The sequence below is a fragment of the Rhizobium sp. A37_96 genome (assembly GCF_053521765.1).
Map to the genome: position 1 here is coordinate 1 of NZ_JBNWDS010000036.1, position 16,336 is coordinate 16,336.

Genomic DNA, 16,336 nt, shown 5'->3' on the forward strand with positions numbered 1-16,336 from the left:
CTGGTACAATCTGACGATCACCGCTGCGTCCGTCGTCGTCGCCATCTTCATCGGCGGCATCGAGGCGCTCGGACTGATCTCCGACAAGCTCGGCCTCGAAGGCGGCTTCTGGAGCTTCATCGGCGAACTCAACGACAATCTCGCCAATTTCGGCTTCGCAGTCGTCGGCATCTTCCTCCTAAGCTGGCTGATCTCGGCTGTCGTATACAGGATCAACGATTACGACAACCTGCCGGCCAAGGCGGGGCAGGGACTATAGAAATCGAACTTTCCGGTTCGTCGGCCTTATCCGAAGCCGCGCCTGTGTGAACGCGTCTACAGCGTCAACGGGGAAACGGTCAGCTTTCCATTTCGGCATTCTCGATCAAGCTTCTGCGCATTCCCAATATCTGCTGCTTTAACTGGAGTAGCGCGTTCGGTGAAAGACCGGTGGCGCCGTCGACGCATGCAGGGTAATCACGGGCCTTTGTGCGGATGGCGTTGCCTTCCTCTGTCAGACGAACACGCACCAGACGCTCATCGACGGGATCGCGATTACGCACGATATAGCCCATGCCTTGCAGGCGTTTTAAAAGCGGCGTTATCGTGCTCGATTCCAGAAACAACAGATCGCAGAGCGCGCCAACGGTCTGGTCGTCTTCCGCCCATAGCGCGACCATGACGATATATTGCGGATAGGTCAGGCCAAGAGCCTTCAATAGCGGCTTGTAAACCCGACTGAAGGCATGGCCGGCGGAATAGATCGCGAAGCAGACAAAATCGTCCGGTTGCAGCACGTTTTCACTTTCATTGCCTCGATTTGCCACGGTGTCGTCTCCCATTGCGATATCCATCGAGCTTTCCGACAAATATAGATATCACGCGATTGAATCGCAAGCGCTTGACATCGCTTTCGAATGGTCTATTTTCAGTATCACGCGATTGAATCGCATAATAAATTAATTGGTGTCGCCGGCTCGAATGGCAGGTGCGGAAGCCAGGCTTTCGCGCGATGTGGAAGCTTGCGCTCAGAATCGAGGAATAGTCCCATGGAACTGCAGGCGCATGGTCCAAGGAAATATCCACATGCGGAGTTGAAGTTGTCTTCCGCCGGCCAGGGCTGGTCTGAACTTTCTGCCGAGCTCCGCTCCCATCCGGTGAGCGACATGCCCGGCCTTGTACCGCAGTATATGGAGATTTCGATCGCGGTCTGTGGACGCGACGACGGCTGGGTTTTGCGATCGGGGGCTGGCGAGAGGCAAAAGACACGCCCGTTGCCGGGCACGATCTGGTTGTCGCCGATCGGAATCGGCGACAACGACATCAGCGTGACAGCTCCGTTATCGAACATCCTGCATCTCTATCTGCCGGCCCGCCGCTTCAGCCTCTTGGCGGAGGACTATAATCTGCCACCGGAACCAGCACACTCCATCCACTATCTGGCGGGCCTCCAGGACGAACTTGTCCACCAGATCGGCCTCAGCGTCATCGAAGAATTACGAAACGAGACGGCCTCGGGACGCATGCTGGTGGAAACCTGCTCGCTCATGCTGGCGGCACGGCTTGCGCACAATTACGGCGATGGCTGGAGCATCAAATATCCCCAGACAACGGTGCGCCGGCTCGACGACGTTCGCCTGCGTCGGATCAGGGACTATATCGCGGCCCATCTTGAAGAGGATATATCGGTCGCCGACCTGGCGAGCGTAGCCAACCTCAGCCTGTTCCATTTCACCCGGCTCTTCACCGCTTCCTTCGGTGCTCCCCCGCATCGCTATGTGGCTCAACAGCGTCTCGAGAGATCGATGGTCTTGCTTGCGGAAAGCCAGATGGCACTCAGCGACATTGCTCTCAGCAGTTGCTTTTCGTCCCAGACAAGCTTCAGCCGGGCCTTTCGCCGCGCAACGGGCATGACGCCAGGGCAATACCGCAAGCTGTTTCGATAAGCCCTCATAGCAACAATTTGACGAGTGGAGCATGTGGCGGGCAAGTTGGACTTTTGTTGCCGCAAACTAAAAGCGTCTTTTTCTACCGAGGCTGAGGGTACAAAGCCGGCACCTTGTGAAGAAAGTTGGGGTGAGACGAAGCGGTGCAGGTCTGGCGACCAACTGAATCTTCAAATCCTCCGCAACGATGGATCGGCGCTCAGACGGGAAATTGATCCCGAAAAGATACTCCTGATCAAACAAGGACGGTGAACCGCGCCGCAGCCGCCATATGACGTCGTCGGCACGGCCTGTTAAACGTCGCCGGATGGAAGTTGAAATGAGCTGCAATTGTTTGCAGCTGAGATTGCCCGTGAATGCGCGAGGGGAGAGCCGGTGAAACGTCGCCCTCATGACAATAGCTATTCAGCTAGAAATTGATCCAGAGCTTTTTGATCGACGATCTTTATCGATCGATATCCGACTTCAGCAATGCCAAGCTTGCTGAAACGTTGAAGAGTTGCATTCACCTGCTTGCGTGATGCATTCGCGAGTATGCCAATATCGGTTTGAGAGAGAGGGATGTTATACACTCCGATTGGAGCCATGCGTCTGAGTGTGACAGCTATTCGACGATCCGCATCGGGTATTTGCAGGCCATGAACGATCCCAATCAGAACATCGACTGTCATCATTAGAATCTGGCTGAAATTGCGAATTACAGTCGGATCTTCGCCGACCATCTGATCCATTTGATCCAGCGGCAGATGAAACATCAATATATTCGTTAAAGCTCTCAGTTCGATCCGTCTCGGCTGCCTTGTCAGGAAGGAACCCTCGCCTGTCCAACCGCCGGGAGCTCCGATGTGCACCAGCCTGGGTGTTTCGGTTGGTGGTGCGCTGTTGATGCTCGCGATGCCGCTGACGAGGCCGTAAATGCCGCCGACGTCATCGCCGAAGTGATAAACGACCTCGCCAGCCGCAAAATTCAGCAGGATAGAACGGCGTAGCACTTCTTTTTGAAAGGATTCCGGCTGCCGCGATAGCCAGCCGTTCTGTTGCATAATAGCAGCAGCTTCGTTTTTTCCGGTTGTAGAGCCCCGTCTAACTCGCATCTCATGACCAGTTCTTGCAGAGGATTGTCCCTTTTCGGACATTCTTTTTATTTTGCATAGCTAAAAAATTAAAAGCGCCAGGGAAAAGGCGCGGATCCGGGGTTTGACATTTTGTAAGGGGCAGATTGTCCATGAAGCGTCCATTCGTTTCCTCCGAGGGAAATTCCTCGCAAGCCGCGCGCGGGAAGATGCGCCGAATTTTCACTCACTCTGTCGTTCTCAGCGCTCTAGCCGTCACCTTGTCAGTGGCTCCGCAGCAGGCCGAGGCCGCCGAAAGCGGAACAGGCGTTTATCTTTTAGGTATGAAAGGGCCGGGTTCGGCAATTACGCCCCCGGAAGGCTTTTACTATCAGAACGATCTCTACTTTTATAATGGCAGCCTAGGGGGTGGCCGTGCGTTCCCGACGGGAGGACAACTAGTCGGTAATATCGATGGCAAGGCAGTCGTGAACCTTTCCACTTTTCTCTGGTCCACACCATGGGAAATCGGCGGCGGCAGCCTCAATTTTAGTGCTGTTGTACCGGTTGGCCGGAAAGGGGTCGATGCTGGTGTGACATTTAGCGGTCCGCGGCTTGGCAGTATCGGAGGGGCACGCTCCGACGCGACGACGACAATTGGCGACCCGACATTTGGTTCTTCGCTGGGCTGGTCTGCCGGAAATTTCCATTGGCAAGTTGGAACTTCGGTAAATGTGCCGGTCGGAGACTATCATCCCGGTGCGCTGGCAAATCTGGCCTTTCATCGGTGGGGCGTGGATGTGGGGACCAGCGGCACATGGTTCGATCCTTCAACCGGGCTCGATATATCGGGAACGGTGGGCCTGACCTTCAACGGCAAGAACCCGGATACCGACTACCGCACAGGAACCGAATTTCACGGCGAATGGTCCGTGTCCCAATATCTCAACAAGCAGTTCTCCCTCGGCCTTATTGGATACTACTATCAACAGATCAGCGGAGACAGCGGCGAAGGGGCCGCGCTCGGCGATTTCAAGGGGCGTGTCGCATCGATTGGTGCCACCGCCGCGTATAACTTCAAGATCAACGAAACGCCGGTGACTGCGCGCCTGAAATTCTTCCACGAGTTCGCGGCTGAGAATCGGGCCGAGGGCAATTCGGTCTTCCTGACGATGACCGTTCCCCTATATGTCGCTGCAAAGGACTGAGGTGATCCGATGCCTATAAAGTTTTCTGGATATATGAAAGCGATCCTGGTTTCAGTATTCGTGGTTGCGGGCTGGGCGACAGCCGGAGGGCAGGCACTTGCAGAACCCGCGCCCGGTGCAGTCAAGGTAACGACCGACAATTTCATTCGGGCGGAGAGCGATGTCTATTTCAGTCGTATCGTCAAGGATAACGGGTTCGGCCGGTTCAATCCGACCCGCAATCTGCCCGATATCCATAGGCAGCTCATCATCCGGCTCAATCGCGATACCCTGTATTCTGCGGCTGTCGTCGATCTCGATGCGGGACCCGTGACACTGAGCGTTCCAGACGCGGGCCAACGTTTTCTGTCCGTGCAGATCATCAATGAAGACCATTTCACGACGAGGCTGATTCACGAGCCGGGCGAATATGTCCTGACACGAGCAGAGGTCGGTACGCGTTATGCCATGCTCGGCGTGCGGATTCTCGTCAATCCTGACGAGCCGCGGGATCTCGATGCCGTGCATGATTTGCAGGACAGGCTGAGACTAACGCAAGCCGACAAGGGCAGGTTCGAGATACCCAACTGGGATATGGAATCGCTGAAGACGGTTCGCCGGCATCTTGTCGCCCTCTCGGCGCTTCTGCCCGATGCCCGCTCCATGTTCGGCAGCAAGGATGAGGTCGAGCCCGTTCGTCATCTCCTTGGCACGGCGTTCGGCTGGGGCGGCAATCCTGAAAAGGAAGCGACCTATCTCAACGTCAATCCGGCACGGGCCGACGGCAAAACCGTCTATCGGCTGACGGTTGGTGAAGTCCCGGTCGACGGCTTCTGGTCCATTAGCGTCTACAACGCCGAAGGCTTCTTTCAGGAAAACCCGCTTGGCCGCTATGCGATCAACAACATAACCGCAAAGAAGGATGCTTCCGGCAACATCACAGTGCAGTTCGGCGGCTGCAAAAGGCAAACGGATAATTGTATCCCGACCATGCCGGGCTGGAACTATATGGTCCGGCTCTACCGTCCCCATCAAGCTATCCTGGATGGCTCGTGGAAATTCCCCGAGGCGCAGATCGTGAAGTGAATTCAATACGCAGGCCGAACAGCGCGCATCGCTCTATAGTCTAATCGGAGGACACGATGGAAATGAATCGTAGGGACGTCCTGAAATCCAGCGTAACCGCACTAATATCGCTACCGCTTCTCGCTGCTCCGGCAGACGCAGCAAACAAGGTCTCGGCATCCGATCATCAGCGTATCCGGGAACTGGCCCGTCAAGCCTATATCTATGCCCTGCCGATGGTCGAGAACTACTATACGATCTATCAATACGCGATCGACAAGGGAAACCCTCAATACAAGGCACCCTTCAATCAGTTCGGCAATGTCAGCCGCGTCTTCACGCCCGACGATACAAGTATCGTGACCCCCAATTCCGATACGCCCTATTCTTTCCTCATGGTCGACCTGCGTGCTGAGCCGCTGGTCGTGACTTTGCCGGCGATAGAGGAAAATCGCTACTATTCGATGCAGCTCGTCGATCTCTATACGCATAATCTGGATTTTCTGGGTACACGGAAAGACGGTAACGGCGGCGGCAAGTTCCTGTTGGCAGGGCCGGACTGGCAGGGCGAAGTCCCGGCAGGCATCAAGCGGATGATCCGCTTCCCGACGCAATTCGGCTTCGCGCTGATCCGAACCCAGCTGTTCAATCCTGACGACATTGACAATGTGAAGACGATTCAGGAGCAGTATCACGCCGCACCGCTGAGCCGATATCTGGGTGTGGCCGCGCTAGCCGCCGCTCCGGAAATCCCCTGGCCGGTCATCGACCGAGAAAGCGCGGAAAAGGACTTCTGGTCCTATGTGCCTTTCCTGTTCCGCCTTGCGCCGCCGCTCAAATGGGAGATGGATCTACGCAAACAATTCGAGACGATCGGCCTTGCTGCAGGAGATAAATGGCCGACCACGACGCTTTCTCCAGAGGTTCGCGAGATCATCAGGAAGACGGGACAGGAAACGCGCGCCGAAATCGACGAAGGCGTGAGAAGATTGACGACTTCGATCGGGTTGTTCGGCACGCCCGACAAGATGCGTGACAAATACTGGGAGCGCGCACTTGGCGCCAAGGGCGGCATTTATGGCAACGATGTGGAGGAAACGGTCTATCCCATCATTCCCTTCGACAACAAAGGCGAAAGGCTGGATGCCTCCCGGCACAATTACATCATGCGCTTTGTCGACGGCAAATTCCCTCCCGTGGACGCCTTCTGGTCGTTGACCGTATATGACGGGCCAACCAAGCTTCTGGTACACAATCCGATCGGCCGCTATCTGATAAATTCAACGATGGAGAAGCAGCTCCAGAAGAACGCTGACGGCGATATCATATTGTACATTCAGAAGGAGTCGCCCGGCACGGACCTCGAAAGCAACTGGCTGCCAGCTGCAAACGGGCCGATCAATCTCGTTATGCGTCTCTATCTTCCCCGCAAGGAAGTGCTGACGGGGGAATGGATTCGGCCGGATTTAGAACAAAACGGATAGTCACTGCCAATCGTCGGGAATTGCCGTTGAATCGGGTTAAGCAATTCTGCACGTCATTGTCGGAGCGTCATCGCTCGAGATGGAGACGCTGGGTCTGCCCGGATGTGATTTTGAGTACACGCATGAGGCGGCACTACGATTGAAGACCGTTGCTCAAGAGCGTGGTGCGCTGCGCACCGAAGCGACGGAGCATATTCACGCCGGGGAAGATCGTACTTACCACCCTCCTGATGTTGACGGCGTGCGGCCACCATGCCGAACAGACGAACGCCAGGGTGCGGCGCTATGGCGGCGGAACGTGCTCCATGGCGAGGCCGTCGCCTGATGGATATTCTACTCACTTCGTCGTTCGCACCATAAGCTACTGATATCATTTCTTGAGTAGCGTCGGGTTCAGCCACGATAGACCGCGTCTCGTAGGGCCGATGCGAAAGTGCCGCTTGTGCCCTCGAACGCAGTGTTGGTCAGCGCGACCACCACAAGTTTCTCCTGCGGGTCCACAAAGAAATTATGGCCATAGGCGCCACCCCATTGAAACGTGCCGGGTCGTTGCGGCGTGTCGGCGGTAGCCCTTGAGAGCACGGCCCAGCCGTAGCCGAACCCCCAGCCCGCCCCCTGGCTCTCGATACCGGCGCCGACTTGGTTTTGTGTCATCGTCCTGACAGTTTCGGATCGCAGTATCGGTGTTCCTCCGCTCCGAATTGCCTCAAGAAACCGCATTGTATCGTGCGCCGTGCCGATCATACCTGCGCCCCCGGAAGCATAGGCCCTGGTCGAATAGGCACGCGACGGCGAGAACCGCACCGTCCCGTCTACATCTTTCGCATAGTTCGCAATGCGGGCGTTTGGGCCGCCCAAAGCGGCGATCTGGCTCTTGGTCAGAACGAGTTTCGTGCCGTCGCGCATGCGAGTGGGCTGGGGTTCGCCGTCGGCGTAAGGAGTTACGAGTGTCTCGCCGGGAGCGGCCATGAAACGGGTTTGAGACATCCCCAGTGGCCGGGTGACGAGATTCGAAACGATGTTGGATAAGGCATCGCCTGTCACCCGGGTGAGCACTGCGCCGAGCACATCGATTCCAAGCGAGTACCGCCATGACGTACCTGGCGTAAAAGCCAAAGGAAGGGCGGCAAGGCGGGCCATGTTTTCTTCGAGTGTCAGATCCAGCCCGTCAAGCCCGTCCGAGAGGCCGGCGGTCTGGTAGGGGCTATCGCGTGGTTCCAGATAGGTATGCGACAGGCCGCTCGTGTGCGTCATGAGTTGACGGATGGTTATCTCAGGACGAGTGCCCGCGGGACCTGACGGCCGGAATTCCGGTAACCAGAAGCTTACATTGTCATACAGGCTGAGAGCGCCATCCTCGACCAGACGCATTGCGGCCGCCGAGACGATGGATTTCGAGACGGAAGCAAATCGGAAAACGCAATCTTCCCGCATCGGCGTACCGGCCTCGCGATCTGCAAAACCGGCGGAGCGCTGATAGACGAGCTTGCCGTCATGGCTGACGAGAACGACAGCACCGACGATCTTATTTGCCTCGATCGCGCCTTCGATGACGTCGTCCAGAGCGGTAAGCGATAGCATTGCAGGCTCCGATACAGGGCCGGCTCGCACTGATGCGAGCCGGATCGATGATACCTAGGAGAAAAGCTGGGTGAGAACGCCAAACTCGTTGAAGACGGTCCATTCCTTTTGGATCCTCCCCCTGTCTACCGCCCACTGACTGATACCCCAGAGATTGACCTGCTTGCCCGTCGGCTCCCCGTAGGGGCCAAACCCGCGATGGGTGCCGATCGCGCTCCAGCGGATGGAAACGATATAGCCTTCCCTGGCATTGCCCATCCAATAGATGTCGTCGACATTCATGGCGAGATCCGGGAACATCGCGACGATCGAAAGCATGAAGGACCGGATCTGGCCGGCACCGCGGTAGACGCGGCCAGTGGATCCCTGCATCACGACGTTCGGTCCGTAGATGTTGTCGATGGCGCCGAAATTGCGACGATTCCAGACTGTATGGAAGGCGGCTCTGACGAAGCCTTCGATGTCGTCCTCTGCGGCTGGCAAGCTGATCTCGGCGGGCTTGCCCTGACCGTTCAGCCGCTTCGGCTCGCCGGCGAGAAAATTGGCAGGAAGCGCCGCACCCGCCTTGGTTGCTGCAAACCGCTTGGCGGTTTCTATGACGTCGATGCCAAGCTGCTGAAGCAGGCCGGCCGTGTCGTAGATGACGTGCTCATGAAAGATCTCATTCGCACGCGCCACGCAGTTGGCGATACACCAGAGCTGCACGCGCTTGCCCGTCGGCGGCCCGAAGCGGCTATAGCCAGTGTTCGTCCCAAGAATCTTCGTGCGGTGGGACGTGTGGAAGCCTATGTCCTCGTTTCCTGCCCATACCACCTCGTCCGCGACGAGTCTGATGTCGGGGAAGGCATTGTTGGTATGAACCGTATCCGCGACAATCTTGTCACGTCCGTATTGAAGTCCGAGATCGTCCCAGACCGTGCAGTCATGGCTGTAGGTATCGTAGATATAGCCGATATCCTTCTCTTCCCATATGCGATGGGTGATCCGGACGATGTAGTCGACGATGTTGACATAGGTGGGATCGAAATCCCGCATTGGCTGTGAGGCGAGGCCCTGCGGTGCCTTGCCGATGAAGTTGTCAGTCCCGCCGCGACGATAGGCATCGAGCGAGATCGAGAAGTCTTTGGGCATGTGCTCTCGGGAGAGAGCCTCGAACTGAACGCGTGGCGATTCCACGGAGCGTTCGGATGATGAACTGGATTTCGCTTTGCCGCCGGCAACTGCTTCCGCAGCTGGACGATCCTGAGTTGTTGCTGACATATATGCACCTCCATTCGCATACGTATGCTAGCATGACTTCCAACTTTGGCAATGCCGGCCCATGAATTCTTTTCATGGGCGAAACGCAAGCCGACGGCCGGTGTGCGCATGCGATCCGGAGAGGCGGTCGAAGACTGAGGCTTGCATAAATGGCCCGACGAGCCCTATGGCTTGCAAGTTCTTGCGAGGAATCGATGGATATGAAGAAAAAGCGAGTGACATCAACCGACGTTGCCCGGAAGGCCGGGGTGTCGCAATCGGCCGTCAGTCGCACGTTTTCGCCCTGGCCGACGCAATCCGGCGTGTCTGCCGAGATCAGGGAAAAGGTTCTGCGCGCAGCCAAGGAACTAGGCTATCAGCCGAATGCGATTGCGAGATCGCTCATAACCCAGCGATCCAGAATGGTCGGCGTGTTGTTCAGCTATCTCGACAACCCGTTCTATGCGCGAGCGCTGGAACTCCTGTGTCACGGTCTTCAGGCACGAGGCTATCATGCGCTCGTCTTCATGATGTCCAATACGCTGCAGGATACGGATTCTACCGTCTCCGATATTCTCCAATATCAGGTCGACGGGCTCCTGACGGCCTCGGTCGAACTTTCCTCGAAGATTTGCATCGAGTGCGCCGAACGCGGGATTCCGGTCGTTATGTTCAATCGGACACAGGATGATCCCACTTTATCGGCGGTGACGACCGACAATGTCGGCGGCGGAAGACTTGCGGCCAAGGCCCTTCTCGACGCCGGGTGTGAACGGATTGCGATCCTTGCGGGTTGGGATGGCGCCTCGACGAGCCGGGATCGCGAATTCGGCTTTCGCGCCGAACTCAATACACGCGGCATCGAGCTTTTCGAGCGAGCAAACGGCAATTTCAATCTGGAAGACACAACGCAGGCCGTGAGGGGGCTTTTCAAGGACAAATTGCCGGCAGAGAGGCCTGACGCGCTCTTTGTGGTCAATGACTACATGGCGATACGGGCGATGGACGTTATTCGCAATGAAGCGGGTCTACGCATCCCGGAAGATGTAAGTGTCGTCGGCTTCGACGATATCACGACGGCCGCCCAGCCGACCTACGCTCTCACCACGGTGCGTCAGCCGATCAACCGGATGGTGGAGGCCAGCCTGCGGATGCTTTTCGAGCAGATCGAAGATCCATCCGCACAGCCAGAGCATATGATGCTCGGCGCCCAACTTGTGGAACGTGGTTCGGTCGGCTCCAAATTCACCTCCTGAGTTTTTTATTTTCACGCTATTGCATTCGTATGCAATCGAGTTATTCTGCATACGAATGCGAGCGCGTTCCAATTCTTCAGAGGGAGTATAAAAATGATCACGAGAAGGCAAATTCTGCAGCTTGGTGCTGCATCTGCTGCTGCAATGACATTTGGAATGCCCAAGGGCGCATCCGCGCAGATCCGCCCCGGAAAGCCGTTTGCAGGTTCGACTATCAACGTTCTTCTGCCGCATGCCTCCCAATTCCGTGCCCACGAAAAGCGCTTTGCCGAATTGGAGGAGATGACCGGCATCAAGGCCGTCTACAATTACATACCGTATGCGCAGGTCCGCGACAAAATCGCCGCCGAAGCCGTTGCCGGCAGTTCGACCTACGATGTGGTCTGTTATCAGGACGACTGGGGCCCGTCGCTTTCGCTCTATCTTCAGCCGATCGACGATTGGCTAGCCCGCGACGGCGTCGACATAAACAGCTACCCTCAAGCTTACAAACTCGGCAGCGAAATTGACGGCAAGGTCTTCGGTCTGCCGATCCGCGGTCATCCCCAAATGCTGTTCTATCGCAAGGATCTGCTCGCGCAGGCCGGCGTTGCGCCGCCGACGACGTGGGATGAGCTCGTGACCACAGCGAAGGCCGTGCAGTCCAAATCGGATATTTCCGGCGTCGCCATGTACTACGGAAAGGGAAACGGGCAACAGAACCTGTTTCTCTGGCTGAATTATCTCTGGGGGAAGGGAGGCGATCTGTTCACGCCGGATTTCACCGAGACGCGGTTCACGGAGCCCGCTGCCGTCGAAGCGACCCAGATGTACCTCGATCTTCTGTTGAAGCACAAAGTCGCGGCGCCTGGCTCGGTGCAATTCGCCGAGGACGACGCCGTCAATTCTGTAGCCCAGGGCAAGTCCGCGATGGTCATGGTCTGGTGGTGGGTCTATTCCGTGCTCACGGGCGACAAGTCCACCTTGAAGGCCGATCAGGTTGGCTTCGCGCCCATGCCGAAGTTTGCCGACAGCAAGCCGGTTTCGTACGCGCTTTCGCTGCCCTTCGCCATCAGCGGCCTATCCAAGCAGAAAGATGCAGCCTGGGAGTTCATGAAGTGGGTTTCGAGGCCGGAACTGGAGCAGGCGTGTGCGATCGACAAATCGGACCCCGACACCTCTGATATCGTTGTCACCCACACGGCAAGCTTCCTCGATCAGAAGGTCAACGATGCAAACTTCGGCCTGCATCGGGTGGCAGCCAAGAGTCTTGAAGGCTCTCGCATCATGCCGCAGCTAAAGGAATGGCCGCAGATAGGCACGACGCTCGAGAACACGATTTCGGATCTGGCGACAGGGGCAAAGCCCGTCAAGGACGGGCTCGATGAAGCCGCGCGCGACATCGATCGTATTCTGCGCCGCGCCGGCTACCGCAAGGGCTGAGCCTGATCCGCCTTTTCGCCTGCGGCAGCCGAAATCCCGTTGCTGCCGCAGGGAGGAAGAAAAGCCGGACCGACCAAACCTCGAAGAGGAGCCGTTTACTTGGCGGACAAACATCTCAAATACTGGCTTGTGGCTCCGGCCCTGGCCATCATGGCGCTGACGCTCCTGTATCCGCTGGTTGCAGGGTTCTGGTATTCGCTGCACAGCTGGAATATCGCGCAACAGGCGACGCTGGGACCTTATGTGGGCCTGGACAACTACCGGCTCGTTCTGACCGACGATCCCGATTTTTGGGGTAGCGTGCGCGTAACGGGCATATTCACCCTGTTTTCCGTCGTCATCACGATGGTGCTGGCAATGTCGCTGGCGCTGCTGCTATCGGGTAACGACGGTCTCACCATCAATGTCCGCACGCTGCTGGTGCTGCCGTTCTCCATGTCGCCAGCGCTTCTCGGCATATCCTGGCGCTTTCTGCTCAATCCCGAATTCGGGGCAATTTCGGCGGGGCTCGGAGCGATCATTCCCGCGCTGAAAGGTGTGCCCATGTTGGCTGATCCGACGCTTGCAATGGCGGCGCTGATCGCATCGGACGTGTGGCACTGGTCGCCCTATTTCATGTTGCTGTTCGTGGGTGCACTCGCGGCCTTGCCGCAGGAGACGATTGAGGCGGCCCAGGTCGATGGCGCTTCCCGGTTTCGGGTATTTTGGGAAATTACATTGCCCCAGCTTCGTCCCGTATTGACGATCGCGATCCTGCTCAAGGCGATTTTCTCGCTCAAGGTACTCGATCAGGTCGTTACCCTGACCGCGGGCGGGCCGGGTACGGCTACCGAGACGCTGGCACATTTCGTCTATCTCACGGCCTTCAGATTCTATGATCTCGGTTATTCCGCCGCGATTGCCTATTTGCTGGCGGCAGTCATGGGTGTGCTCGCCGTTCTCTACACACGGTTCGTCATGGAGCGCGCGTGATATGAGCTTTCGATTCCAAAACATGCTTGCCAAGGCGGCACGCTACGTCGCTCTTGCCGTTGTTGTCCTGATTTTCTTCGGCCCCATTGCCTGGATCCTGGCGACAGCCTTCAAGCGCGCGCCGGATGTCTACTCGCTGAAGATCTTCTTCGCGCCGACCCTGCAGAATATTCGCGATGCGTTTGCCACGCCGTTCCTGGTCGGTGAGAGAACGTGGAACAGTATCGTCGTGACGTTCTTTACTCTGTTTTTCTCGCTGCCGATCGCGACCGCCGCGGCCTACGCATTCTCCCGCTTTCGCTTTCCAGGCGGCAGCGTCTGGCCTATCGGGGTTCTGGCAACCCAGTTCATCCCGCCGGTGGTGGTCATCATCCCGCTCTTCATCGTTTTCCGGCAAGTTAATCTGCTCGATACCAAGACTGCGCTGGTCATCGCCAACATGTCCTTTGTCGTGCCCTACGCGATCTGGATGATCAAGGGTTTCATCGACAGCATTCCGATGGACATGGAGGAAGCGGCTCAGATCGACGGTGCGTCCCGCCTGAGAGCGATCTGGGACGTCGTCGTACCCGTTGCTCTTCCTGGCATCGCAACGGCGGCGATCTTCTGTTTCGTCGTATCCTGGAACGAGTTTTTCTATGCGCTCGTCCTGACGCAGCAAAAGGCGACAACGATCCAGGTCGGCCTGATGAGCGCCCGCACGGAGCGCGGTGACGTCTGGGAGATCATGGCCGCCATGGGTCTCGTCATCATCCTGCCGATGCTGGTCCTGTCCCGGTTCGTTCAAAAGTATTTCACCAAGGGCCTGATGTCAGGTTCGGTTAGATAGGATAGATCATGACTACGCCTGTATCTCCAAAGATAAGCCAGGTTCGTCACGTTCCCATCGCAAGGCTGCTCAAGCCGGTCGAACGCGGTTCGTTTCCGATGGACGGGTTCGATGACGAATTCGGCGATATCATCGACTACATCTTCAAGATCACGCATTGGATCTGGGCCGACAAGGCGGTCGGACAAATCTATGATTACTATGCGGAGACATGCACCGTCTATACGGGCTTCGACGTAACGCATTCGGTGGAGGATGTGGTCACCGGCACGCTTGCGATGATGCAGTCATTTCCGGACCGTTCGATGGATTTCGTCAATGTCGCATGGAGCGGCGATCCGAAGGAAGGTTTCTACACCAGTCATCTCGGTTTCTCGCGGATGACAAATCTCGGGCCGTCGTCTTATGGTCCTTCCACCGGCCGGCCGTCGCGTTTCTTCACGGTTGCCGACTGCGTTTCCCGCGACAACCAGATTTTTCTCGAATGGCTGATCCGCGACAATGGCGCGGTCGTCCGGCAACTCGGCTTGGACATTCACGAACTCGCCAAGAAACTTGCGCAGAACGATGCCCGCCAGGGGAAGAAACCCTGGTTCGCCGAGAAGCTGGCGAACCTGCCGGTCACGTGCGGCAGCCGGCAGGCGGCGCCCCTTGCGCGTCCGACAAAGAGTATCGAGGATCGTCTGAGGCATATCCTGCACGATGCCTGGAACCGGCGCCTCCTGAATGTCCTCAGCGACTTCTACGATCCGGATGCCGTCGGGCATATTGCAGGCGGCCATGAAGTCTCCGGCAGGGAAGCGCTGATCTATCATTATGTACAGCTGCTCGCCGCCATACCGGATGCGGAATTCTCGTTCGACCATTACTGCGATGTCGTCGAAACGGATGGAGTGCTTGCCGCCGTTCGCTGGTCGATTATGGGGCATCACCATGGCGACGGTCTGTTCGGGGCTCCGAGCGGCAAGGCCGTCTATATACTTGGAATGTCTCACTTCCGCTTCGAGGGAGAGAAAGTGGTCGAGGAATGGACGCTCTACGACGAGCTTTCGATCCTGAGACAGATTTACGCCGAGCCTGCAGCGGCGAACGGGGAGGAATAGTCATTGGCATCCGTAACGCTGAAAAACGTAGCCAAGCGCTTCGGTCATTTTACCGCGCTTGAAGAACTGAATCTTTCGATCGGAGACGGGGAGTTTCTTGTCCTGCTCGGGCCGTCCGGTTGTGGCAAGACGACGACCATGCGCATGGTTGCCGGGCTCGAACATCCGTCCGGTGGGGAGATCAGGATCGGGGAGCGGCTGGTCAACGACATGCAGCCCAAGGATCGCGACGTTGCCATGGTCTTCCAGAACTATGGTCTTTATCCGCATATGAGCGTCGAGCAGAACATCGGTTATCCGCTGAAAGTCCGAGGGATCGGCAAGGTGGATCGCGCGGCCAAGGTGCGCATCGCCGCAGAGAAGGTGGAACTGGGGCCGCTTCTGGCGCGCAAGCCGCGGCAGCTCTCCGGTGGCCAGCGCCAGCGTGTCGCGCTGGCCAGAGTCATCGTGCGAACGCCACAGGTCTTCCTGATGGATGAGCCACTGTCCAACCTCGATGCCAAGCTTCGGGTGACCATGCGCGCTGAAATCAAGCATCTGCAGCACGAACTGGGAGTCACGACGATCTACGTGACGCACGACCAGATCGAGGCCATGACGCTCGCCGATCGCGTCGCGGTCATGAACCAGGGGCGCATTCAGCAGCTGGGTACGCCGGAAGAGATATATGACCGGCCGGCGAACCTCTTCGTTGCCGGATTCATCGGTTCTCCGCCGATGAATCTGATCGATGGCAACGTGTCCGAAGGTCGTTTCAGGGCACCGGGCGTTTCCCTGTCTGCTCCTGATTTCCGAGGCTCCGGCGTCAGGGTTCTGGGGATCAGGCCGGAGGACATCGAGGTGGTCGATCCGCAAGGCGCGGAGATTGCCGGCAGCATTTATGCCGTCGAACTGACGGGCGAATCCAATCTGGTAACCGTCATGATCGGTACAAACCGCGTCATCGCCCGCGCTCCCCGCTCATGGCGAGGCAAGATCGGGGAAAAGGCCGGGCTGCGGCCGGAGAGTACCCGTCTGCATCTGTTCGATCGGGAAACCGGAATGCGTATCGAGCCCGACGGCGTTAGCCGGGTTGCTGGCAATTGAATGAGGAAGGTGGAGAGATCATGACGGTTAGTTATCTGAAGGTTGGGAAGACTGCGACGGAGCGTGCGGAGGAGGATGCGAAGGTTCGCTCGATTGTCGAGGCGACGCTGAAGGAGATCGAGACGCGCGGGGACG

The 16,336-nt window shown here is 57.3% G+C and carries 15 protein-coding genes; 11 read left to right on the top strand and 4 right to left on the bottom strand.

Translation table 11 applies throughout. The features are described 5' to 3' along the window. Positions 1-259, top strand: a 259-nt coding sequence (locus ACQZ6J_RS33445; RefSeq protein WP_449087172.1) for a HoxN/HupN/NixA family nickel/cobalt transporter, incomplete at its 5' end; no start/stop codon positions are given. Between the two features lie 79 nt (positions 260-338). Here ACQZ6J_RS33445 and ACQZ6J_RS33450 read toward each other — a convergent pair. Continuing rightward, on the bottom strand, positions 339-833 hold the full coding sequence (locus tag ACQZ6J_RS33450) for a MarR family winged helix-turn-helix transcriptional regulator (RefSeq protein WP_449087173.1): 495 nt from the start codon (positions 831-833) through the stop codon (positions 339-341). Between the two features lie 63 nt (positions 834-896). Between ACQZ6J_RS33450 and ACQZ6J_RS33455 the strand changes: the two genes are divergently transcribed. Further along, positions 897-1,925, top strand: a complete 1,029-nt coding sequence (locus ACQZ6J_RS33455; RefSeq protein ID WP_449087174.1) for a helix-turn-helix domain-containing protein — start codon at positions 897-899, stop codon at positions 1,923-1,925. Positions 1,926-2,326: 401 nt separating this feature from the next. On the opposite strand, the gene ACQZ6J_RS33460 is transcribed toward ACQZ6J_RS33455, so the two are convergent. Then, positions 2,327-3,061 (bottom strand): Crp/Fnr family transcriptional regulator, encoded by a 735-nt coding sequence (locus tag ACQZ6J_RS33460; RefSeq protein ID WP_449087175.1) that lies wholly within the window; start codon positions 3,059-3,061, stop codon positions 2,327-2,329. Positions 3,062-3,150: 89 nt separating this feature from the next. On the opposite strand from ACQZ6J_RS33460, the gene ACQZ6J_RS33465 reads away from it, so the two are divergent. From ACQZ6J_RS33465 to ACQZ6J_RS33475, 3 genes are read left to right on the top strand one after another with little or no spacing between them, the layout of a single operon-like run. Further along, a complete protein-coding gene (locus tag ACQZ6J_RS33465; protein ID WP_449087176.1) occupies positions 3,151-4,185 on the top strand; it encodes a SphA family protein in 1,035 nt (344 codons plus the stop codon). 33 nt (positions 4,186-4,218) lie between these two features. Continuing rightward, the gene (locus ACQZ6J_RS33470) at positions 4,219-5,250 is read left to right on the top strand and encodes a DUF1214 domain-containing protein (protein ID WP_449087177.1); all 1,032 of its coding nucleotides are present in this window, start codon (positions 4,219-4,221) and stop codon (positions 5,248-5,250) included. Positions 5,251-5,306: 56 nt separating this feature from the next. Further along, entirely contained in the window at positions 5,307-6,713 is a 1,407-nt protein-coding gene (locus tag ACQZ6J_RS33475) for a DUF1254 domain-containing protein (RefSeq protein ID WP_449087178.1), read from the top strand. Between the two features lie 393 nt (positions 6,714-7,106). On the opposite strand, the gene ACQZ6J_RS33480 is transcribed toward ACQZ6J_RS33475, so the two are convergent. Continuing rightward, positions 7,107-8,294 carry a serine hydrolase domain-containing protein gene (locus tag ACQZ6J_RS33480; protein WP_449087179.1) on the bottom strand — a complete coding sequence of 396 codons (1,188 nt, stop codon included), beginning with the start codon at positions 8,292-8,294 and terminating at the stop codon, positions 7,107-7,109. 54 nt (positions 8,295-8,348) lie between these two features. Then, a complete protein-coding gene (locus tag ACQZ6J_RS33485) occupies positions 8,349-9,554 on the bottom strand; it encodes an ester cyclase (protein ID WP_163994821.1) in 1,206 nt (401 codons plus the stop codon). A gap of 200 nt (positions 9,555-9,754) precedes the next feature. On the opposite strand from ACQZ6J_RS33485, the gene ACQZ6J_RS33490 reads away from it, so the two are divergent. The 6 genes from ACQZ6J_RS33490 (at position 9,755) to ACQZ6J_RS33515 (ending at position 16,201) form a co-directional block, all read left to right on the top strand. After that, a complete protein-coding gene (locus tag ACQZ6J_RS33490) occupies positions 9,755-10,789 on the top strand; it encodes a LacI family DNA-binding transcriptional regulator (protein ID WP_449087180.1) in 1,035 nt (344 codons plus the stop codon). Between the two features lie 93 nt (positions 10,790-10,882). After that, positions 10,883-12,211 carry an ABC transporter substrate-binding protein gene (locus ACQZ6J_RS33495; RefSeq protein WP_449087181.1) on the top strand — a complete coding sequence of 443 codons (1,329 nt, stop codon included), beginning with the start codon at positions 10,883-10,885 and terminating at the stop codon, positions 12,209-12,211. A gap of 99 nt (positions 12,212-12,310) precedes the next feature. Further along, positions 12,311-13,183: a carbohydrate ABC transporter permease gene (locus ACQZ6J_RS33500; RefSeq protein ID WP_449087182.1), complete on the top strand. Its 873-nt coding sequence runs from the start codon at positions 12,311-12,313 to the stop codon at positions 13,181-13,183. A gap of 1 nt (position 13,184) precedes the next feature. Next, positions 13,185-14,012 carry a carbohydrate ABC transporter permease gene (locus ACQZ6J_RS33505; protein ID WP_163994827.1) on the top strand — a complete coding sequence of 276 codons (828 nt, stop codon included), beginning with the start codon at positions 13,185-13,187 and terminating at the stop codon, positions 14,010-14,012. Positions 14,013-14,020: 8 nt separating this feature from the next. Then, positions 14,021-15,115: an ester cyclase gene (locus ACQZ6J_RS33510; protein ID WP_449087183.1), complete on the top strand. Its 1,095-nt coding sequence runs from the start codon at positions 14,021-14,023 to the stop codon at positions 15,113-15,115. 3 nt (positions 15,116-15,118) lie between these two features. After that, on the top strand, positions 15,119-16,201 hold the full coding sequence (locus ACQZ6J_RS33515) for an ABC transporter ATP-binding protein (protein WP_449087184.1): 1,083 nt from the start codon (positions 15,119-15,121) through the stop codon (positions 16,199-16,201). The last annotated feature ends 135 nt before the right edge of the window (positions 16,202-16,336 follow it).